Consider the following 21,392-nt stretch of genomic DNA (forward strand, 5'->3'; position numbering starts at 1 on the left):
TACTTATCTCGCTACGAAGGCTGTGAGCACTTTGCCCAGCCGTTCGTTCTGTTCAGGGGTGATTTCACGTCCGGCACCATGGCCGGCATTGTCCTGCGTGATATAGGCCAGGCCCGAGAGCCAGTCGCCGAGGTAGCGTTGCGCCTGGTTCGCCGGTTGTGCTGGCAGCACGGGCACTTGTCCCGGACCAACGTCGGTGTAGAACGAGAACAGCGGCGCCTTGGCACCGGCGCGGCTGTTCGGACGCTCGCTCACCGGCTTCTGCAGGTAGCCGAACCAGGACACGAAATCACGCAGCACACGTTGCACTTCGAATACCTGACGCTCGACCAGTTGATCGCGGCGCGCGCCACTTTGTGCACGCTTGAGGACGGCGCGGCTCAGTTGCCCCGGCAAGTCCTGGCGATAGCCGGCGGTGATCAGTTCGTCGACCACCGCTTCGAGCAAGGCCTTTTCCAGACCGAGCAGGTTGAGCAGGCTTTGGCGGGTGGTCAGTTCACGCAAATGCGCGATCCAGGCCTTGAAGGCGGCTTTGGCGAACCGGTGCTCGTTGCTTTGCAACTCGGGCGCCGGGGCGCCGGCGTTGTTGCTGACCGGCGCTTCAGGACTTGTGTCGTCACCGAAATCGAAATCGAACCCGGCGTCGTTGCCGTACAGGCTCTGGCTCGGTGTCGGGGCGACAGGTTCATTGTCAGCGGCCGGCTCGTCATCGGTTTCGTACACGCCGCTGAGGTACAGGTCGCGCACCTCCTCGCTGGGCATGTCGAGTTGATCGATCAGCTCGCCGAGCACTGCCGGGCGACGGCCGAGGCCGGTCAGAATCATTTGTGCCTGGGCTTTCTTCGCGGCGGCGGCACCATCGGCGTCGGCGTGGTACCAGGTGCTCAGGCCGTGAGTGGTCAGGCCTTCGAGGCATTCGCTCAATTGCTCGCGGATGCGTTGCAACTTGAATTCGATGTTGGCCACGCCCTTGAAACTGCTGCTGAAGTGGCTGATGCCACCGTCATCGTTGCGCAGCATTTCTTTCCAGGCATTGGCCGGATTGTTGATGTGTTTGCACACCAGTTCGTTGTCGGCAAAGCTCACGCCCAGGGCGTCGACACGATCCTGGTAGCTGGCATTGAGGCCGGTCTCGGCGCCGCTTTCGTCTTGCACGATGAACGCCGCGTCCATCCGCGGTTTGCGCACCAGGAAGGTGTTCTGGAACGGCGTGCCGGCCCAATCGTTCATCCAGCTCAAGCTGCCGAAACGCTCGAGCATGGTCAGCTTGACCATGCCGTTCCAGCTCTCGTCATACTGATCAGGGGTCAGGCTCAGGGAGTTGGTGATGCGCAGGTCGAGCATGGTCAGCGCCCAGATCAGGCCGGTGTCGCGTTTGCTGCGAGCGGCTGCATCGGCGCCTTGAGTCTTCTCGATCCAGCGCGTCAGCACCGGACCGACGTCATTGACGTCGCTCTGCTTGGTCGAGCCGGTGCAGACCACCAGCGCGTTCATTTCCTGATTATCGGTGTAGCGTTCGAACAGGTAAGCGACCTTGCCACGCAGGATCAACTGCGAGACGGAGTTGTCCTTGGTGCTGGATTCCGGGTCGCGGGAGTCGGCGATCTCGTGCAGCTTCTTGCGTCCGCGATAACCGGGGAAGTCCAGCAAGTCGACCTGGTTGACGATGTCGTCCGCCGGAGCCTCGATCAGGCCGAAGGTCATCTCGGCGGTCAGTGCTGCCAGTTGCGCGACCGGGATGCCCTGACTGTTTTGCAGGCGGCCGTCGACCTGGGGACGCACGTCAATCGGCAAGTCCTGCGGGCTGCCGAAGCGCTCAAGGATGTCGACGTTCATGATGCTATCGCGCTGGCTGTAGGTGTCGTTTTCGAAACTCACCAAGGCGTGCAGCGGGGCGAACACGGTTTCGGGCAGGCCCAGTTTGTGCAGCGCGCCAGCCAATTGCTGGTACACACGCGTCAGCTCGCTTTGCTCACCCCAAAGGATCGAAAACAGCTCGGCGCGTTCCTGGAAGTTCAGGCGCGGCGCCAGTTGCAAAGCCGTCGGCCAATACAGGTGCTCAAGCTTTTTCACCGAGTTACGGAAGTTGTCCCGCAGGTAATCCCACAGTGAAACCAGGTCGTCGGCACTGACGCCCGGTTGCAGCGGCCCGGTCTCGCGTCCTTCGAACGGTTTCAGCACACGCTGGATGCGCTCTTCGTCGATCTCGTAGGAAATCCGTTCAAGGTCGAAATCCTTGAACCAGGAGTTGGCGAGAATCTTCGCCAGCTCGATTTCCTTGAACAGCGTCAGCTCGACCGGGAACTGCGGATCCTGGCTAGGCGTGGCGCGACGACTGAAGCGCGTCACCAGGCCGGTGGCTTCCTTGCCGCCACCCACCGGGTTGATGTGCTTGATGAAGTCCAGGCGTTGGCCACCGAAATCGGTTTCCAGTTTGCCGTTCTGACCGGCCGCCAGCGCCGAGATCAGGTAGGACTTGCCGGCCTGGGACAAGCCGAAAAAGCCGATGGTCATCGGCGTGCAGGCCACACGACCCAGGCTGTGAGCCAGGTTGCGGGCACGGTGCAGGCGGATGTTCAGGTTGTCGGCTTCGCTGTCCAGGCGCGGCGCATTGCCGCGCGTCTGGGCAATCCAGTCCAGCGCCTGACCGGCGCCTTCATAAACAGCGGCCCAACTGGCAGAGAGCTGAGTTTGATCGGGGGTCAGGTCATTCATTTGCGTTTCACACTTCCACTGTCGAGCCAGTACTTGGTCTCGCTCAGGCCGGCGTCGAGCATGGTGTTGAGTTCCAGCTCGAGGTCGCTGCGCGGGTTGAAGTTGACGTTGTTACAGTTGGATTCGATGTTGCGAACCGAGAGGCGGTCGCTGACCAGATCCTGCTTGCGGGTGTACTTGTCCGCCGGCTTGACCTCGAACCGTACCTTGAGCAACGGCGCACTGCCGTTTTCACCCACCGCGCGGGAGAACTTCTCCCGACCGGCCTTGGTGAACCGCAAGGTGTACAGCGGCGAGGCGGCCCAGCGGTCAGCGGCCAGTTGGCGGAAACCGAGGCGCAGATCGCCGCGCATTTCCAGTTGTGGCGTGTCGGCGGCTTCACCCACGCCGATTTCCGGCAGCTTGATTTTGTAGTCTTCGGACTGGATGTCGCGGTACAGCACGTCGGCATCCTTGATCACGTTGTTCAGGTCGATCACGCCGATGTGCTTGACCGTCGAATACGGCTTGAGCGCCGACGCACGGAAGTAGAAGTTCGGCACGCTGTGGTTGGCGCACAACAGGCAGAGCATCGCACCAACCGAGGCAGTGCTTTTCGGATCGTCGATCCGGCCGTTCTTGTGGAACGGATACCAGCCGCCGGTGCGGTAGTTTTGCAGCGCCAGAATGCGGCCCGGTGGCAGCGGCAGCACCTTGCGAATGAACGCCTGGATGCCGGGCAGGCGCGAAGGGCGGCCAGTCAGCAGCAGGACGTCGCACGGGTAATGCGCGACCACTTCGCACAGCGCACCGAGAATCTTGGTGATGTTGATCTGGTCGTTGAGGAACGCGGCGTGGAGCTTTTGCAGGTCGAAGCTGATCGGCGCGGCATACAGGTCGAAACCGCTCTGACCACCGACATCACGGCGCACGGCGGCGTTGACGTAGTCGAGCACGGTCTGGCTGATCGCGTTGTCACCGAGCAACTGGCGATAGCTTTGCGGGGTGACTTCTTGCGGGACCTGCGGATCGTAGTGCTCGTACGCCTTGAGCAGCGCCAGGCCCAGCGGAACGAACACCTGCAGGTTCAATTGCTGGCGCAGGATCATATCCTGAGCGCTGACCGATTCGTCGCCGCACAGCCGCGACATCAGCGAATCCGGGGCTTTCACTCCGGCGTTCTGCAAGGCTTTTTCGAAGCTTGGCAGGATGAAGTCCTGAATCACGTCCAGCAGGATGTCGTCACCGGCCACTTTGAAGCCATCGCGAAAACGCTGCTCGGGCACGATGTGCACGTTGCTTCCGCTGCCGGTGTTGCCGGCGCGGTCGAGGCGGTAGTCGGTGATCACTAGGTCGGTGGTGCCGCCGCCGATGTCGATGGTCGCCAGGGTGATGCGTTCGCGGTCGGTCTTGTCCGGCCGGGCGATGGTGTCGAAAAACTCCTCCGGGTGACCGGCGAAATTCTCGTTAACCTCGGTGTACAGGTACACCAACTGGCCGCAGGAGGCTTCGTCCCATTCCACGCGAATACTCGGGATCGGCGTACGCGGGCTGACGGCCTGATCCAAATGAGGGTCTTCCTCGCCGGTATGCCAGCCGAGGCTTTTCCACACCAGGCCGATGGCTTGCAGCATGCGTTCGTTGAGGATGCTGCGCTCGGCCTGGGGCATGCCCGGCGGCACGGTCAGGGTGATGCTGTTGAGCTGGCGTGGCACGCGGGTGTGACCCTGGCGCGAGCGTTGGGCCGGGCTGTTGATTTGCGACAGCGCCTGGGCCAGCACTTCGGCGAGCATGAAGGTCATCAGCGAGCTGCGCGAATAACGCGGCATGAACACCGGCAGACGATCGTCTTCTTCGAGGCTGTAAAGCGCCTCGCCGGTTTCGTTGATCAGGTGCGAGAAGGGCGCGGCAGTGGCGTACGGCTCGCTGTCGGTCTTGATGTACGAGCAGTTGAAGCGCCAGCCGTGGCCGTAGGCGTTTTCATCCCACAAGTAACGTTTCGGACTGGACAGGCCGGTGGAGCCTTCGGTGCCGCGACGACGGCTGGCCAGACGGCTGGCCTCGTTGCCGACCCGGGCGATCGTCGCCCACTGGAAGGCATCGTGCCGGCCGCTCTTGACCGAGCAATGGTCCTTGCCGAAATACGCTTGGGCGAATTCGACGCGGCTTTCGAACGGCAGGTTATAGGTGTGCTCAGGGGTGATCAGATCGCGCAGTTCCAGCACGTAGTTCTGCTTCAGCCCGGAGCCGGCCTGACCGTGGTTTTCGATCAGGATGCCGCAGGTGCGCGAGTTGCCGACGTCCAGCACCAGGTCCACCGGAATCGGTTTGACCAGGCCATTGCTGTCGTTGGCGACTACTTTCAGTTCGGGGATTTCAACTTTTGCACGAACCGTTGATTGCTGGGCAGCTGACGGCGTGCTCAACAGGCTGAGCAAGTTGAGGTAGTGCGCCAAGTGATAATTGGCGCGGATATCGGTGTCCAGCTCTGCGCGCGAGCGGTGGGCATTGCCCTCGTTGAACACTTCCAACAGCCACTCGTTGACCCACGGCTGGGCCAGGAACCAACGGGTTTCGCTGGCCTTCGTCGCCAATTTGAAGGACACGCCGGAGCTGATGTCTTCTTCGTTTGGCGCCAGGTAAGCAGTGCCGTCACGCTTGGGCATCACGCGGCTGTCGAAGGCCATCGTCAGGCGGTGGGTGTTGCCGTCAATGTCGGGTGTCGCCAGTTTGACCAGGCGCATGCGCGACCAGTTGGTCGGGCCTTCGTCGAAGCGGTGCGGTGGCATGAAACGGAAAAACGGGGTCGGCAGCCAGACACCATCGAGTAGCTCGAGGCTGCTTTTCATGTCGACGCTGAACGCAGGTTTGGCCTTCTCGACCTTTTCCGGCTCCGGCTCGTAGAAAAAGAAGTCTTTCTCTTCGTTGTACGACAGGCGGCAGATCAACCCGCTGATCATCGGCGCGAACTCGCCCGCCGGTTCTTTGCGAGGATCCAGGCGCAGGGCGAAATCCATGAACTGGATGCCGGTGTCGCTGACCAGCGTGACGGTGTCTTCGAATTGGGTGACTTCAGGCAACATGTCGGGTTATTCCGTTTTTATTCGGCCACGTGCCGCATGGACATGGGGAATTGTTCTTTGCCATAACCGCCGGTGCAGTCTGCGACTGTGGTCGCCCCTTTGCGGCAGTTGACCTTGGGCATGTCGTAAGTGCTGCCATCGCCACACACGGCCTGGCCCTGACTGTCGATGGCCAGGCTGCCACCCTTCATAGTAGCGCTCACCGGCCCGGTGCATTTCGTGCCGTCGGCCTGGTGTACGGTGACTTCGCCCTTACCGTCCTTGAGCTGGTATTCCAGACGCAGGGGTTTGCCGGTTCGGCGATCCTGAATACCGGCACCGGCGCGGAACTGACCGTCGAGGAACTTGGCGGCACCGTCGGCAGCGTCTGGCGGAATGCTCAGGGGAGGGCCGGGTTTTGTGGCAGCGGCGGGTTTTTCGCCCTCGGGCGATGTGATATCCGGCGGTGCGGTTTTGTTTTCGGGTGGCGCGGTTGGCGATTCGGCGGCCGGGTCTGCTGCCGGATCTTTCGCAGGGTCTTTGGCCGGGTCTTGGGTCACGCCGGCGGGCGCTGTGTCAGCCTCGTTACCTTCGACCGCCGGCGCTTCCACGCCATGAGTTCCGGTCACGGCGGTGCCGGTTCCTGTAGTGGAGCCCACAACCGTGCCATTCACTGGAATGCCATTCAACGTCGTGACCTTGCCAGGCAGTTGCGGCTCTTCCAGTTGTTTTTCCGCCGGCACAATGCCCTCAGGCAGCAGGTTTACCGCGACCAACGGAATCGGCACGCAACCGCGCAAACCGAGCAACAGCCACAAAAGCAGCAGCAGGAGTGGCAGCAGTAACAGCCACCACCAGCGACGCCACCATGGACGGGCGACCACCGGCACGACGGGCGCAACAACAGGCGCGGGCTCGACCTCAGGTGGAAGCGTGAACGCGGGCGGAACCTGATAGAGGCAGTGCAGGGGATCGCGAGTACCGTTACCGGCATGCTCGAAACCCCAAAAGGTCAGCACCGGTTTGCCCTGCACCAGGTAGACGAAATTCTCGTCGGGGAAATGAATGACGCGCTTGAGTAGCTTGCCGAACACGGCTTTGTCGCCTTGCTGCGGTTCGCCGGAATCAGTCACCAGGAAACGCTGGCTCAACTCTTCGAGCGCGGTTTTCAGCGCTTCAAGTTGGCGGCGGGCAGGGGCGCGTTCTTCTTCGGTCGCACTGCTCCACGGAATTACATCGCCGTCGAGGCCGCTGTACCAGTCGATCTGGTTACCGAGCTCATCGCTTTGAGGGATGGCCAGATGATCGACCAACTCGGGATTTTTGCGGCGAATGGCTTCGCGCAATTGCAAGGCAGCCCGGTAGACCGGTTGACCTGTTTCGCCCAGGGCAATAAATGACCCGCTCTTACCGCTGCGTAATAGTGCCCCGCGCATTCAAACTCCATATGTTCCGTTGCGCAAAATTGACAGACAAAGGTGTCTGCGCTTGCTCCTGCAATTAGCTGGCGACCTTAATGTCATAATGATGTCGCCGTCAATTAGCGGAGGTCCAAAACCGTATGAGACTAGCGTAAGTGTGCGGAGGTTGCATGAGGTCAATTTGATTTGACTTGGGAAGGCTCGGAGGGGGGCTTTTTTAAGCTTGCTGAAACGTTTCATCAGCGTTATAAAAAACGCACAACTCCAAGAAAGGCTTTCCCCATGAACCCGCTTAAACTCGCTATCGCCTTCGGGGCGCTCACCGCTGCCTCTCACGCCCTGGCCTGGGATTACGTGCTGCTCGACAGCGACAAGGCTCCCCAGAATTGGCAGATCACCAGCCAACAACTCGGGGTGAAGACCGACCGACCTTTTTCCGTGACCCTTCGCACCTTGCACGGCGGTCGGCAAGAAGGCGTCAGCATCGTCGACATCGATAACGGCGCGCTGAAACTTTCGGTGGTGCCAACTCGCGGGATGAACGTGTTGCAAGCATCTGTCGGCGATGTGCGCATGGGCTGGGATTCGCCGGTCAAGGACGTGGTCAATCCGTCCTTCATCGAACTCAACGGCCGAGGCGGACTGGGCTGGCTCGAAGGCTTCAACGAACTGGTCGCCCGCTGTGGTTACGAATGGGTCGGCCACCCCGGCATCGACAACGGCGAACTCCTGACCCTGCATGGCCGCGCCGCTAACATTCCCGCCAGCAAAGTCACCCTGCACATCGACGAAAAACCACCTTATGCCATCAGCCTGCGCGGCGAGCTGAAAGAGCAGGCGTTCAAGAAAGTCGACTTCTCCGTCGCCACCGAGCTGGTCACTGAACCCGGCAGCGTCGCGTTCGCCCTCAACGACACGCTGACCAACAACGGCGACTATCCGAAGGAATACCAGGCGCTGTACCACAGCAACTTCAGCACGCCGTTCCTGGAACAGGGCGCAAGGTTTGTGGCGCCGGTGAAACAGGTGTCGCCATTCAACGACAAGGCCAAAGGGGATTTGCCGGATTGGCAGACTTACCGTGCGCCGACCAAGGACTACGACGAGACGGTTTACAACGTCGTGCCTTACGGCGACGCCAAGGGCGAAACGCTGACCGTGCTGCATAACAAGGCCGGGAGCCTTGGGGTGTCGGTTGGGTTTAATACTCAGCAGTTGCCAGTGTTTTCGTTGTGGAAGAACACCGATACGCAAGGGCAGGGGTATGTCACCGGATTGGAGCCTGGGACGAGCTTTTCCTACAACCGCCGGTATCAGCGGCCGCTGGGTCTGGTGCCGATGATTGGGGTTAAAGAGCAGAAGCAATTTCAGATTCATTACAGCCTGTTGGCAGATAAAGGGGCTGTGGATAAGGCGCTGAAGCGAGTGAGCGAGATTCAGGGTGGGCGGGAGACTGAGGTAAGGCAGGCGCCGTTGGTGGATTTGACCAAAGAGTAAGCGGCCTTGCGAGATGAGCGGTGGAATTCTGTGTTCACCGCTCATCAAAAGGTTAAAAAGGAAGTCTCATTTCTGAGGCTTGTGCCGCATCAAACAGACGCCGGATGAAATCGAAGTCGTTCCAGGTTTGGTTGGTATAAAATCGATGCTCCTTATTTCCGATCTCATCGATGTAATAGATAACGTACTCCGCATATTTCTCGTCGGCGTTGAAGCTGTAACGCAATGAAAGAGAAAAGTCATTTTCCTTGAGTTTCACAAACGAGTTGTTGTCGTCATAACTCCAGGAGAATTCGCCTCTCTCCGTTCTCGCGGTGAGTGCTTTGATAAAATCGAGAAATCTAGGCGGTAGCATATTGACGCCCTCTGGCCTCTTAATAGTGATCTGAATGATTTGCTGTGATGGTCATCAGTTACGCTGAGGCCGGCCGATATTGCAGCGCTTCCGCCAAATGCTCGCGTGTGATTGCATTTACTTGTTCAAGGTCTGCCAGCGTGCGTGCGACTTTGAGCAGTCGATGGGCTGACCTGAGTGACAAGGTCAAACGCTCGCAAGCAGTTTCCAGCCACGCCTCGTCGGTTGTGGATAACTTGCAGTGTCGACGCAGCCCGGGCAAATCAAGGAATGCGTTGGCACAGCCTTGGCGTTTGTTTTGAAGCTCCCGGGCGTCGGCGACCAGTACCGCAGCAGTGGCGGTGTCATCACCGGGTTTGAGCGCAGGATTCAGAGCCGTGGCTTCTCGGGCGACAGTCAGGTGCAGGTCGATCCGATCCAGCAGAGGCCCCGACAATTTGTTGCGATAACGCTGGACCATGTCCGGTGTGCAACTGCATTTGCCGCTGGGTTCGCCAAGATATCCACAGGGACACGGGTTCATCGCGGCCACCAGTTGAAAGCGCGCCGGAAACCTCACGCGATCCTTGGCGCGGGAAATCACGATGTGCCCGGACTCCAGCGGCTCCCTTAAAACCTCCAACACCTTGCGATCGAATTCCGGAAGGTCGTCGAGGAACAGCACGCCATGATGGGCGAGGGTGATTTCGCCGGGTTGCGGCTTCGATCCGCCACCCACCAATGCCGGGCCGGAAGCCGAGTGATGGGGCTGGCGGAAGGGTCTTTGCGGCCAGTGGCTTAAGGGCACGCAACTGGTGACGGATTGAATGGCTGCGACTTCCAGCGCCTCGTTTTCGGCCAATGGAGGTAGCAAACCTGGCAAACGACTCGCCAACAGCGTTTTCCCGGTCCCCGGCGGTCCGCTAAACAGCAGGTTATGAGCCCCGGCCGCCGCAATCAGCAATGCGCGCTTGGCCGCGATTTGCCCCTGCACCTCATTCAGGTCCGGATAGGGTTTGCTGGCGTAGAGCAAGCCATTGGAAACGTAGGGCTCGACCGGCGTATGTCCATTGAAGTGCGCAACGGCTTCCAGCAGGTGGTCCACGGCAAACACCTTCAAGCCGGACGCCAGGCACGCTTCCTCGGCGTTCGCCCGCGGCACCATCAACGAGCGCCCGGCCTTGCGTGCAGCCAGTGCAGCCGGCAACACGCCTCTCACGGCACGTACCGCGCCGGACAACGCCAGCTCTCCCAGGCATTCAATGTCATCCAGCGTCAAGGTCGGCACCTGCACGCTGGCGGACAGAATTCCCAAGGCAATTGCCAGATCAAACCGTCCGCCATCCTTCGGTAAGTCCGCAGGCGCGAGATTCAGCGTGATGCGCCGCGCCGGGAATTGCAGACCCGAGTTGATGATCGCGCTGCGCACCCGATCCTTGCTTTCCTTTACTGCCGCTTCGGGTAAACCAACCATCGTCAATGACGGCAGACCGTTGGCCAGATGGACTTCTACGGTAACGGCGGGCGCATCCACGCCAATCTGGGCGCGGCTGTGAACGATGGAGAGGGACATGGTCGTTCCTTGAGCTTTACGGGAACCGCTTCCTGCGGTTTTTTGAAGGGTAGTCGGGAGCGTGTGATGGCGCAGGCGCCAAATTTTCGCAGGATGTTGCGAGTGTCTTTCTGATGGGGGAAGCGTAAGGGAGTGGGGATTTGCGACGTAATCAGTCGCGGGATGAGGTTGTTGTAGGACGTTGCCTGGATCTATGAAGGACGGTGGCGAAATCTGAATCGAAGGCGAAAAAAAACCGCCTAAAAGAAGCGGTTTTTTATGTGCGGGCTTCGGTGAGGCTAAGACCTGCAAATCCTCAACAGACACACTCACTTTACCGAACCAAGCGGGTGACTCTGTTGGGCACAGCCGGGTTTAGATTCTTACTCCGGCTAGCAGGCCGGCAGGCTCAAGCTCTTTGCCTCGAGCTGCACCGACTTCAAGAAAACGTCGTTGATTCACAGACACGTTTCCGGCTAAACGGAGCGCCTCGACATGAAACTCATAAATTAATAGCAGCTTGGCCTTTCGTTTTTTTTGGTTCATAGACACCTCGTGTGTCTGGATCATGAGTTGATGTTATTGGCCATCCACGTAAATGACAAGGCGGTTGGTCTCGTCAAAATTGAATCCGAGCTCCTGATAGTAGGAGACAACGTTAGGGTCAGGATCTTGTATCTCGATCTCTTTGCACCCCAGCATCCGCGCATAAAATTCTGCCGCCAATAGCGCCATTTGAGCGATCGATCCGCGAAGTGGATGGGTTTTGTCCGGGTGCCCCTGCAAAAGGATGATCTTTATGCAAACAGTGCTTCTTCTTGGGGTCGCATAGCACAGGCCACATAGCATTTGTGCATACCAGATCGCCAAATCGAAACCCTTGGCGTCCTTACACTTCCAGTCCGGGATGCTATCCCATGGATACAGGACTGCTTCTGTCCACAGATGAGAAGCATCTATCGCAGCAGAGGTAATAGGATCAAAACTGATGACCGACATATCTATCTCTAGACCTTGAGCTGCACAGTCTTTGGCGAAGGTTTTGTGCGCCAGCTTCCTTGCGTTCGATTTGAGAGTCTGGTCGCGCAGTTCCGTACCTTTTCCTTTTCTTCTCATCGCTCGTGTTCTGTTGGGATCAAGGCGATGAAAGATAAAGGGCTGGAGAGTGCTCCGTAATCAGGCGCGGGAGCCGCGTTCTGTAGGACCGAACCGGGATTATTGAAGGGCGTTAGATCAAAAGCTTTCAGATGTAGGAAATGGCAGCGTTAGCCGTGGGCCAGTGCTGCCAGAAGTCATACATATGCAGTTTGTGTGGTGCTATTGGTTGTTAAAGCGATTGCAACATCCGCGAAGCACGCTTCCACCACGATGCATTGACCACAGTCTGCGGCCGTTCACTATCCGCCAGCATCTGCGGAACATCCTGCAACCGAATCCACGGCTGGTTATTCCAGTGCAGCAAACTCAACGACATCTCGGGCCAGTTCAGCAGGCTCAGGATCGGGCGTTCGGTTGCGGTGGGGTGTTGCGCGTCTCTCAGTGCTGGCACTACGTCGTGGGTCAGCCATTCGCGCAGGCCTCGGTATTCTGGGCAGTAGTGGTAGACGAGCAGGGCGTAGACGCCGGATTCGCTGATCAGCAGGGTGTTTTCGAGGGTGCCGTGGATGACGACTTGCGCGGTTTGATGTTGATCGGGATCGAGTTTTCGGACGGCGCGTTCGTCGAGGAAAAGGCGAAGCAGACGACCCAGGTCTCGGGCGCTGAACCAAGGCTGGTTTTCAATCAAAAGCGCGTGAAGATGGAGTTTGTGGCGGGTGAAGACGTGGGGGGACAAATAAGCGTCATCGCTATTCATTGATACAGCTCCTTTTGCTAATGGGGCTGCCGGCAATCGTCGCCAAACGATTGGGGTGGCAGCTGTACGCGGGTTGGCGAACCGGAGCAAAAGGAACCCGGCAGACCCGAAGGTCTCCCACGCACAGCCGCCATGACTCGAGAGATGGTCGTCGTGCACCTTAAGCTTCCAAGTCGCCAAACCCAGTGCTGACTATTCAGCTGGGATGAGCTTAGGAACCTGGGCTTCGCGGCGCTATCGGACGGCGGTGGTGATCTTTGTAGGGCGTTGCCGAGATTGTGGCGGGGCGGAAGATCAAAAGATCGCAGCCTGCGGCAGCTCCTACAGGGGTTGGTCTATCCAGTGTGGGAGGGCTGGTAGACCGAGGTGACGCTATTCGCGGGCGAGCCCGCTCCCACAGGGATTTGCAGTGTTACTCGGCAGGCGGATTCAGCTTCGCTTCCAGCTCGGCGACCTTTACTTCGAGGCTTTCCAGCCGTGCCCGGGTCCGCGCCAGCACAACCATCTGGCTATCAAACTCTTCACGACTCACCAGATCCAGCTTGCTGAAGCCACTCTGCAACAAAGCCTTAAATTGGCTTTCGATTTCGCTTTTCGGCAATGGGGTTTCGCCGCTGAAGAGGCGTGAGGCGGTGCCGGTCAGGGCGTCGAGGAAGTCTTTGGGTGCGAGCATGGCAAATGTCCTGTCAACAATGGCGGGCAGTGTATCACGCAGTGTCTATAGTCAATTCCGGCGGCAGGGATGCACGCTTTTCGCGCATGCAGATGGACGGCATCGCACCGTTGTTGTGCGTAACGCGTCAGGTGTTGTGGCGATGTGGTGGGTATCTGCGGCCAAAGGCTTGAATTCAGTAGGTTTTGTGGAGATGGCAAGCTTTCTGCTTAGTCAGTAGTAACCCATGCACTGATGCAGTCGCTGTGACGAATGCAGTGCGCCAAGCGGAACGGGGAGTTGTTTCGTGAGGAGCGGTTAGCTGGCGTCGGACGGGCAGGTAAGGTCGACGATGCGTTACAAAGCCAGGCACTGCGCTTAGACTTGAGTCGGGTTTGTTTTCCTGGGGCAAGTCCACCAATTCGGGAGAGAGTTTTCATGAAGCTAGTCACTGCCATCATCAAGCCGTTCAAACTGGACGACGTGCGCGAGTCGCTGTCCGAGATCGGCGTGCAGGGCATTACCGTTACTGAAGTCAAAGGCTTCGGTCGGCAGAAGGGTCACACCGAGCTGTACCGCGGCGCGGAGTACGTGGTCGATTTTCTGCCCAAGGTGAAGATCGATGTCGCCATTGACGACAAGGATCTGGACCGGGTTATCGAGGCGATAACCAAGGCTGCCAACACCGGCAAGATCGGTGACGGCAAGATCTTCGTGGTCAATCTGGAACAGGCGATTCGCATCCGTACCGGCGAAACCGATACCGACGCGATTTAAAAGCCGCCACAAACCCAACGCCCCAGGAGAAAACAATATGACTCTGCGTAAATTCGCAGGGCTAGGAGCCCTGTTGTCCCTCGTAATGCCCGGCCTGGCCATGGCGGCAGATCCGGCGGCGCCTCCAGTCCTCAATTCCGGCGATACCGCCTGGATGATGACCTCGACAGCCCTTGTGCTGTTCATGACCATCCCCGGCCTCGCGCTGTTCTACGGCGGCATGGTTCGTTCCAAAAACGTTCTTTCGTTGATGATGCAATGCTTCGCCATTACCGGCCTGGTCACCATCCTGTGGTTCATTTATGGCTACAGCATGGCGTTCGATACCACGGGGATGGAAGCCAACGTCGTCAACCTCAACTCCTTTGTCGGCAGCTTTGCCAAGGCCTTCCTCGCGGGCATCACGCCTGCCAGCATTACTGGCCCGACGGCGCTGTTCCCTGAGGCGGTGTTTGTCACCTACCAGATGACGTTTGCCATCATCACTCCGGCGCTGATCGTCGGTGCGTTTGCAGAACGGATGAAGTTCTCCGCGATGCTGGTGTTCATGGGGATCTGGTTCACTCTGGTTTACGCGCCGATTGCGCACATGGTCTGGAGCGGTCCGGGTTCGCTGTTGGGCGACTGGGGCGTGCTCGACTTCGCCGGCGGCACCGTGGTGCATATCAATGCCGGTGTGGCCGGCCTGATTGCCTGCCTGGTATTGGGCAAGCGTAAAGGTTTCCCGACCACCCCGATGGCTCCGCACAACCTCGGCTATACCCTGATGGGCGCTGCGATGTTGTGGGTCGGCTGGTTCGGTTTCAACGCAGGTTCCGCTGCTGCTGCCAACGGCACGGCCGGCATGGCAATGCTTGTGACCCAGATCGCCACCGCCGCCGCTGCGCTGGGCTGGATGTTCGCCGAGTGGATCACTCACGGCAAACCAAGTGCTCTGGGTATCGCTTCGGGCGTGGTTGCCGGTCTGGTTGCGATCACCCCGGCGGCGGGTACGGTTGGCCCGATGGGCTCGATGATCATCGGCCTGGCGGCGGGCGTGGTGTGCTTCTTCTGCGCCACCACCCTGAAACGCAAACTCGGTTATGACGATTCCCTGGACGCCTTCGGTGTGCACGGTATCGGCGGCATCCTCGGCGCGATCCTGACCGGTGTGTTCGCTGCACCGTCCCTGGGTGGCTTCGGCACCGTGACCGACATCGCCGCACAAGTCTGGATTCAGTGCAAAGGCGTAGGCTTCACGGTGATCTACACCGCGATCGTCACCTTCATCATTCTCAAGGTCCTGGACGCTGTCATGGGCCTGCGAATCACGGAAGAAGAAGAGGCTGTCGGTATCGACCTGGCACTGCACAACGAACGCGGCTACAACTTGTAAGCACGCGCATAAAAAACTTGCCCGGCTTGCCGGGCATTTTTTTGTCCGGGATTTGTCCATGAAGGAACTGCTGAAAGGTTTTTTCCTACATGTTTGGCAGTGTTTACGGCGGGCGATTTTCTGCGGCCAATGGCTTACATGATTGAAGGAATATTAGGGCCTTTGTTTTTTCCCAGAGCGCGCTAGAATGCGCCCCGAACGTGCGGAGAACTGTATGTGGCAACAGACTCTGATAACCCTGCGGGCAAGGCCCCGGGGCTTTCATCTGGTAACGGACGAGTTACTCGCCGGTTTGCCTGAAATCAAGGCGTGCCGGGTCGGTCTGTTGCATTTGTTGCTACAGCATACCTCGGCGTCGTTGACCATCAACGAGAACGCCGATCCGGCGGTACGTCGCGACTTCGAACGATTTTTCAATCGTCTGATCCCACAAGGAACAGACGGCTATGAGCATAACGACGAAGGCCTGGACGACCTCCCGGCGCACTTCAAGGCCAGTGTGCTTGGCTGTCAGCTCAGTTTGCCGATTTCGGCGGGCCGACTGGCGCTGGGAACCTGGCAGGGCGTTTATCTGGGCGAGCACCGTGATTTTGGCGGTGCCCGTAAAGTCCTCGCCACCGTGCACGGTGAAGAGGCATGAACCGCTGGTCACCAACGGTTATTGAATTTTTCCGGCAGCTGTCGACAGACGGTAAAGCTGGGCTATAACTAATCTGCTTTTCGCAAGAGTCATGAGGTAGAACATGAGCGACGATGATCTGGAAAACGACGACCTCGAAGTAGGCGACGACGACGAAACCGAAGAAGGTCTGGAAGCAGCGGCCGAAGACGTCGCTGAAGACGACGGCGGTGATACGCCCGTTCCGACCGCCAAAGGCAAAGCCAAGGCTGCGGTATCGGTTGATGAGCTGCCGAGTGTTGAAGCCAAGAACAAGGAACGCGACGCCCTGGCCAAGGCCATGGAAGAGTTTCTGGCGCGGGGCGGCAAGGTGCAGGAAGTGGAGGCCAATGTGGTCGCCGATCCTCCCAAGAAGCCTGACAACAAGTACGGCAGCCGGCCTATCTAAGCGCCTGCTACCTGCTTGCTGAAAAAGCCCGCCGTCGCTGCGGGCTTTTTCATGGGCGGGAAAAAAAGTCGAAGTTGACGAGGCCACTGTGGGAGTGGGCTTGCCCGCGATGAGGCCATCAGATCCAACAGTAATGTTGGCTGATCGTCAGCTATCGCGAGCAAGCCCGCTTCCACAGGCTCTTTATCAGGCCGAGGCGGAGTTCCAGAGGGCCAACAACGCCGGCAACTCGGTCAAGCTGCGAATCTCGGCATCCGGTGCCTTCTCGGCTTCCCAAGCCTTGCCCGCCGGGTTGAACCATATCGCCCGCAATCCCGCCTGCTGTGCTCCGGCGATGTCATCTCCAGGATGATCACCGATATGCACCGCCGTCTCCGGCGTCGCCCCACCACGCTGCAACGCCTCGTGAAACAATCGCGCATCGGGTTTGGCGATGCCGATGTCTTCGGCACACAACGCAAACTTGAAGTAATCCGCCAGCCCCAGCCGGCGCACATCGGCGTTGCCGTTGGTGACCACGCCGAGGGCGTAGTGCTTGGCCAGCATGCCCAGCGTCGGCTCGACGTCAGGGAACACATCGATCTGATGCCGTGCGTGCAGAAACACTTCAAAACTTTTGTCGGCCAGATCAGAAGCCTGATCATGGTCGTAGCCGGCTTCTTCCAGCGCATGGAACAGCACCCGGCGGCGTAGCGCGCTGATGCGGTGTTTGAGGCCCGGTTCGCTCCCCAGGATGCGCTCGCGAATCGTCCACAAATGTTCCACCGGCACCGCGCCCAGATTGGGTGCGTGCTCGGTCAGCCATTCACGCAGTACGGCTTCGGCGCTGACGATCACCGGGGCGGTGTCCCACAAGGTGTCGTCGAGGTCGAAGGTGATCAATTGGATGGTCATGAATCATCGCCCTTAATGCGTTTGGCCCGTGGATGGGCGCTGTCGTAGACCGTTGCCAGGTGCTGGAAGTCCAGGTGGGTATAGATCTGGGTGGTCTTGATGTCCGAGTGGCCAAGCAGTTCCTGCACGGCTCGCAGGTCCTGGGAGGACTCCAGCAAGTGGCTGGCGAAGGAGTGGCGCAGCATGTGCGGGTGCAGGTTCTGTCCCAGTTCGCGTTCGCCGGCTGCCTTGACCCTTACCTGAATGGCCCGTGGCCCGAGGCGCCGGCCTTGCTGGCTGACAAACACCGCGTCGTCCGCCGGGTTGGTCATGGCCCGCAATGGCAGCCACAGTTCCAGCGCTTCGCGAGCCTTTTTGCCCACCGGAAGCAGTCGGGTCTTGCTGCCCTTGCCGAGCACTTGAACCATGCCGTCGGCCAGATCCAGCTGATCCAGATTGAGTCCGGTCAGTTCCGAAAGCCGCAAACCCGAAGAATAGAACAGCTCCAGAATGGCCTGATCCCGACGCGCGAGGAAGTCATCTTCCACCGCGCCTTCGAGCAGTTGCAGCGCGCGGTCGGTATCGAGGGTTTTCGGCAGCCGGCGTTCGCCCTTGGGCGGTGCCAGGCCGTTGGCCGGGTCGTGATCGCACAGGCCTTCGCGGTTCAGATAGTGATAGAGCCCGCGCACTGCCGAGAGCAGGCGCGCCAGGCTGCGGGACGATTGACCCTGTGAATGCAGGCGCGCGATCAGGCTGCGCAAGCGTTGAATGTCCAGGGCGGCCCAACTGCTGATGTTCTGTTTGACGCACCAGCCGAGCACTTTGTCGAGATCGCGGCGGTAGGCGTACAGCGTGTGGGGCGACACCTGGCGCTCACTGCGCAGGTGTTCGCAGTAAGCGTCCAGTTGCCGTTCCACGATCAGCGTACCGAGCGCAGGGAGCTGTTGACCCGTGGCAGCACCCGGCCCATGACTTCGGCGATGTAGCTCAGGAACAGCGTGCCGACCGAGCTTTTATAGTGTTGCGGATCGCGACTGGCGATGGCCAGGACGCCGTGGATGCCTTGATAGCTGATAGCGACGACGGCGGTCGAGCCGATCTGCTTGCGCTGTTCTTCGCCGAACAGGAAGTCCAGTTCGTGATCGCGCAGGCTGCCGCTGACGCTTTTGTCTTCCGAGAGCAGACCGCCGATGGCCGTTTGTGCTTCGGCATGAGTAACCCAACGACCGACCGGCATCGGATTGTCACCCAGCAGGATCAGGCTGACGAAGGGCACCTGGAAGTCCTGGCGCAGGCTGTCTTCGACGCTGATCACCACGTCTTCCAGGCTGTTGGCGTCCATCAGTGCGAGAATCAAGCGGCGGGTCTTGTCGAACAGGCGGTCGTTGTCGCGAGCCACGTCCATCAAGTGCGAGAGGCGATGACGCAACTCGATGTTGCGATCGCGCAGGATCTTCATCTGTCGCTCGACCAGCGAGACGGTATCGCCACGCTGGTGCGGAATGCGCAAGGCCGGGAGCAGTTCTTCGTGCTCGACGAAAAAATCCGGATGAGCCTCCAGGTACGCGGCAATTGCCGCCGCCTCAAGGCTTTCGGAAGGGGATTCGTCGGGCTGTAGGGCGGGAACCTGGGGCTTATCTTTCATGGATTCGACTCTCTCAAAGACGCACTTGTCCTTCATAAACGCGCACTGCCGGGCCGGTCATCATGACCGGTTGGCCTGGGCCTGCCCATTCAATGGACAGGCGCCCGCCGGGCAGGTCGATCAATAGCGGCGAATCCATCCACCCCTGGCTGATCGCAGCCACTGCAGCTGCGCAGGCGCCGGTGCCGCAGGCCTGGGTTTCCCCGGCGCCACGTTCCCAGACGCGCAACTGCGCGCGGTTCCGGTCGATGACCTGGAGAAAACCGACATTGACCCGCGCCGGGAAGCGCGGGTGGTGTTCGATTTTCGGCCCCAGTTCATGCACCGGTGCGTTGTTGATGTCGCTGACCCGTAGCACGGCATGGGGGTTGCCCATGGACACGGCGGCCAGTTCAACCGCGGTGCCATCGACGTCGAGTTTATAGCTCAGCGCCTGTTCTGGCGCGTCGAATGGAATCTCGGCCGGCACCAGGCGTGGCGCCCCCATGTTGACACCGATCTGGCCGTCGCTGCGGATATCCAGCTCGATGATGCCGCTTTTGGTCTCGACGCGAATCTGCCGCTTGGCGGTCAGGCGCTTGTCGAGCACAAAGCGGGCAAAACAGCGCGCACCGTTGCCGCACTGTTCCACTTCGGAGCCGTCGGAGTTGAAGATCCGGTAACGGAAATCAACGTCCGGGTTGCTCGGCGCTTCGACGATCAGCAACTGGTCAAAACCGATACCGGTATGCCGATCGCCCCATTGCTTGGCGTGTTTGGGCAGGATGTGCGCGTGCTGGCTGACCAGGTCGAGGACCATGAAGTCGTTGCCCAGGCCGTGCATCTTGGTAAAACGCAGCAGCATGGGGTTACTCCGGCAGCAGGCTTTCGCCAGCAAACAACTCGGCTACCGTCTCACGGCGACGCACTTCGATTGCCTGATCACCGTCCACCAACACTTCAGCGGCGCGGCCACGGGTGTTGTAGTTGGAACTCATGACAAACCCATAGGCGCCGGCCGAATGCACGGCCAGCAGGTCGCCTTCTTCCAGGGCCAGTTCACGGTCCTTGGCCAGGAAGTCGCCGGTCTCGCAGATCGGGCCGACGATGTCATAGGCGCGCGCGGCAGTAGTGCGCGGGCGCACGGCGGTGACGTCCATCCAGGCCTGGTACAGCGCCGGGCGGATCAGGTCGTTCATGGCCGCATCGACGATGGCGAAGTCTTTGTGTTCGGTGTGCTTGAGGTACTCGACCTGAGTCAGCAGCACGCCGGCGTTGGCGACGATAAAGCGGCCCGGCTCGAACACCAGTGCCAGGTCACGACCGTCGAGACGCTCGCGCACGGCTTTGATGTAGTCGGCAGCCAGCGGCGGCTCTTCATCGCGATAGCGCACGCCCAAGCCGCCACCGAGATCGATGTGGCGCAGGTAAATGCCGCAATCGCCGAGGCGATCGACCAGGCCCAGCAGGCGGTCGAGGGCATCGATGAACGGAGGCAGGGTGGTCAGTTGCGAGCCGATGTGGCAATCGACACCGACTACTTCCAGGTTCGGCAGCTGCGCGGCGCGGATGTACACGTCTTCGGCGTCGGCGATGGCGATGCCGAACTTGTTCTCTTTGAGACCGGTGGAAATGTACGGGTGGGTGCCGGCATCGACGTCCGGGTTTACACGCAGCGAGATCGGCGCGCGAACACCCAGCTCGGCGGCGACAACTTGCAGGCGTTCCAGCTCGTCGGTGGATTCGACGTTGAAGCAATGCACGCCGACTTCCAGGGCGCGACGCATGTCGTCGCGGGTCTTGCCGACGCCGGAGAACACGATCTTGTCGGGGCTGCCACCAGCGGCCAGGACGCGTTCCAGCTCACCACGGGAGACGATGTCGAAACCGGCGCCCAATCGCGCCAGGACATTCAGTACACCCAGGTTGGAGTTGGCCTTGACCGCGAAGCAGACGAGGTGCGGCATGCCGACCAGCGCATCGGCGAACGCCAGGTACTGGGCTTCGATGTGGGCACGGGAGTAGACATAAGTCGGTGTACCAAAGCGCTCGGCGATGGCCGACAGGGCAACACCTTCCGCGAACAGCTCACCGTCACGGTAGTTAAAAGCGTCCATGGCGTTCCCTTATTGGTAGACGTCGTGCTTGTGTGCTTTCGACGGGCTCTTTTGCGAGGATTGGGCTTGCTCGGCTGGATCCTGGGAATCGTCAGGCAGGTACAGCGGGCCTTTTTGACCGCAGGCCGACACAAGGCAAGCAACCGCGACGAGCGCAGCAAGGGAAGAGATCAGGCGCTTCATGGCGAAATCCTTGAAAATGCGTTAATTGCGCCGGAGTATACCGGCCACCCGTCAGCTTGCCTATGTAACGGAGCTCCCGTCCGGCGGGGCTTCTCCGGATGCATTCGGGCCAGACGCAATCCTTGTGGGAGCGGGCTTGCCCGCGAAAGCGGTGGGTCGGTCAGCAAAGATGGTGAATCTGCTGACCCCTTCGCGGGCAAGCCCGCTCCCACATGCACTGCGTTTGATATACCTATATCGACGCTTGATCGTTATCCTTTGCAATCGTCGGGGCTCGCCCGTATCTTGCGGCGCTTGAGCGTGAACAGA

General features: G+C 59.7%; 20 protein-coding genes. 5 read left to right on the plus strand and 15 right to left on the minus strand.

Going from position 1 to position 21,392, the window contains the following annotated elements:
- Positions 1 to 3: 3 nt before the first annotated feature.
- From BLQ41_RS05770 to BLQ41_RS05780, 3 genes are read right to left on the minus strand one after another with little or no spacing between them, the layout of a single operon-like run.
- Entirely contained in the window at positions 4 to 2,715 is a 2,712-nt protein-coding gene (locus BLQ41_RS05770) for a putative virulence factor (protein ID WP_090178098.1), read from the minus strand.
- Positions 2,712 to 5,777, minus strand: coding sequence for a virulence factor SrfB (locus BLQ41_RS05775; protein WP_090178101.1), 3,066 nt, complete (start codon positions 5,775 to 5,777; stop codon positions 2,712 to 2,714). Before BLQ41_RS05775 ends, BLQ41_RS05770 begins: the two co-directional genes overlap by 4 nt.
- Positions 5,778 to 5,794: 17 nt before the next feature.
- A complete protein-coding gene (locus BLQ41_RS05780; protein WP_090178106.1) occupies positions 5,795 to 7,192 on the minus strand; it encodes an SrfA family protein in 1,398 nt (465 codons plus the stop codon).
- A 267-nt stretch (positions 7,193 to 7,459) separates the two neighbouring features.
- Between BLQ41_RS05780 and BLQ41_RS05785 the strand changes: the two genes are divergently transcribed.
- On the plus strand, positions 7,460 to 8,674 hold the full coding sequence (locus BLQ41_RS05785; RefSeq protein ID WP_090178109.1) for an aldose 1-epimerase family protein: 1,215 nt from the start codon (positions 7,460 to 7,462) through the stop codon (positions 8,672 to 8,674).
- Positions 8,675 to 8,726: 52 nt separating this feature from the next.
- On the opposite strand, the gene BLQ41_RS05790 is transcribed toward BLQ41_RS05785, so the two are convergent.
- The 6 genes from BLQ41_RS05790 to BLQ41_RS05810 form a co-directional block, all read right to left on the minus strand.
- Positions 8,727 to 9,029, minus strand: a complete 303-nt coding sequence (locus BLQ41_RS05790) for a hypothetical protein (RefSeq protein WP_090178112.1) — start codon at positions 9,027 to 9,029, stop codon at positions 8,727 to 8,729.
- A 58-nt stretch (positions 9,030 to 9,087) separates the two neighbouring features.
- Entirely contained in the window at positions 9,088 to 10,581 is a 1,494-nt protein-coding gene (locus BLQ41_RS05795; RefSeq protein ID WP_090178115.1) for a YifB family Mg chelatase-like AAA ATPase, read from the minus strand.
- Between the two features lie 354 nt (positions 10,582 to 10,935).
- The gene (locus BLQ41_RS30630) at positions 10,936 to 11,106 is read right to left on the minus strand and encodes a hypothetical protein (protein WP_167360470.1); all 171 of its coding nucleotides are present in this window, start codon (positions 11,104 to 11,106) and stop codon (positions 10,936 to 10,938) included.
- Between the two features lie 33 nt (positions 11,107 to 11,139).
- Positions 11,140 to 11,676 carry an N-acetyltransferase gene (locus BLQ41_RS05800; RefSeq protein ID WP_090178119.1) on the minus strand — a complete coding sequence of 179 codons (537 nt, stop codon included), beginning with the start codon at positions 11,674 to 11,676 and terminating at the stop codon, positions 11,140 to 11,142.
- 211 nt (positions 11,677 to 11,887) lie between these two features.
- Positions 11,888 to 12,415 carry a BRO-N domain-containing protein gene (locus BLQ41_RS05805; protein WP_090178122.1) on the minus strand — a complete coding sequence of 176 codons (528 nt, stop codon included), beginning with the start codon at positions 12,413 to 12,415 and terminating at the stop codon, positions 11,888 to 11,890.
- A gap of 412 nt (positions 12,416 to 12,827) precedes the next feature.
- Complete coding sequence (locus BLQ41_RS05810) at positions 12,828 to 13,088, minus strand: accessory factor UbiK family protein (protein ID WP_090178126.1); 261 nt, start codon at positions 13,086 to 13,088, stop codon at positions 12,828 to 12,830.
- Between the two features lie 417 nt (positions 13,089 to 13,505).
- Between BLQ41_RS05810 and glnK the strand changes: the two genes are divergently transcribed.
- From glnK to sutA, 4 genes are all read left to right on the plus strand, one after another.
- Positions 13,506 to 13,844 (plus strand): P-II family nitrogen regulator, encoded by a 339-nt coding sequence (glnK, locus tag BLQ41_RS05815; protein WP_002555808.1) that lies wholly within the window; start codon positions 13,506 to 13,508, stop codon positions 13,842 to 13,844.
- A gap of 37 nt (positions 13,845 to 13,881) precedes the next feature.
- Positions 13,882 to 15,219: an ammonium transporter gene (locus tag BLQ41_RS05820; protein WP_090178129.1), complete on the plus strand. Its 1,338-nt coding sequence runs from the start codon at positions 13,882 to 13,884 to the stop codon at positions 15,217 to 15,219.
- 214 nt (positions 15,220 to 15,433) lie between these two features.
- Complete coding sequence (locus tag BLQ41_RS05825) at positions 15,434 to 15,859, plus strand: secondary thiamine-phosphate synthase enzyme YjbQ (protein WP_090178132.1); 426 nt, start codon at positions 15,434 to 15,436, stop codon at positions 15,857 to 15,859.
- Between the two features lie 103 nt (positions 15,860 to 15,962).
- Positions 15,963 to 16,286, plus strand: coding sequence for a transcriptional regulator SutA (sutA, locus tag BLQ41_RS05830; protein WP_090178135.1), 324 nt, complete (start codon positions 15,963 to 15,965; stop codon positions 16,284 to 16,286).
- 186 nt (positions 16,287 to 16,472) lie between these two features.
- Here the strand turns inward: sutA and BLQ41_RS05835 are convergent, their stop codons facing one another.
- Genes BLQ41_RS05835 through lptM form a run of 6 tightly spaced genes read right to left on the minus strand, consistent with a single transcriptional unit; the run spans position 16,473 to position 21,083 of the window.
- A complete protein-coding gene (locus tag BLQ41_RS05835; protein WP_090178138.1) occupies positions 16,473 to 17,180 on the minus strand; it encodes an HAD family hydrolase in 708 nt (235 codons plus the stop codon).
- Entirely contained in the window at positions 17,177 to 18,076 is a 900-nt protein-coding gene (gene xerC / locus BLQ41_RS05840) for a tyrosine recombinase XerC (protein WP_090178141.1), read from the minus strand. The genes BLQ41_RS05835 and xerC overlap by 4 nt, the downstream gene beginning before the upstream one ends.
- Before the next feature lie 2 nt (positions 18,077 to 18,078).
- Entirely contained in the window at positions 18,079 to 18,804 is a 726-nt protein-coding gene (locus tag BLQ41_RS05845; RefSeq protein WP_090178145.1) for a DUF484 family protein, read from the minus strand.
- A 13-nt stretch (positions 18,805 to 18,817) separates the two neighbouring features.
- A complete protein-coding gene (dapF, locus tag BLQ41_RS05850) occupies positions 18,818 to 19,648 on the minus strand; it encodes a diaminopimelate epimerase (RefSeq protein ID WP_090178147.1) in 831 nt (276 codons plus the stop codon).
- Between the two features lie 4 nt (positions 19,649 to 19,652).
- Positions 19,653 to 20,900, minus strand: coding sequence for a diaminopimelate decarboxylase (lysA, locus tag BLQ41_RS05855; protein ID WP_090178150.1), 1,248 nt, complete (start codon positions 20,898 to 20,900; stop codon positions 19,653 to 19,655).
- Between the two features lie 9 nt (positions 20,901 to 20,909).
- A complete protein-coding gene (gene lptM / locus BLQ41_RS05860; RefSeq protein WP_033060682.1) occupies positions 20,910 to 21,083 on the minus strand; it encodes an LPS translocon maturation chaperone LptM in 174 nt (57 codons plus the stop codon).
- Positions 21,084 to 21,392 lie beyond the last annotated feature (309 nt).

The organism is Pseudomonas arsenicoxydans (assembly GCF_900103875.1).
Taxonomy (GTDB): Bacteria; Pseudomonadota; Gammaproteobacteria; order Pseudomonadales; family Pseudomonadaceae; genus Aquipseudomonas; species Aquipseudomonas arsenicoxydans.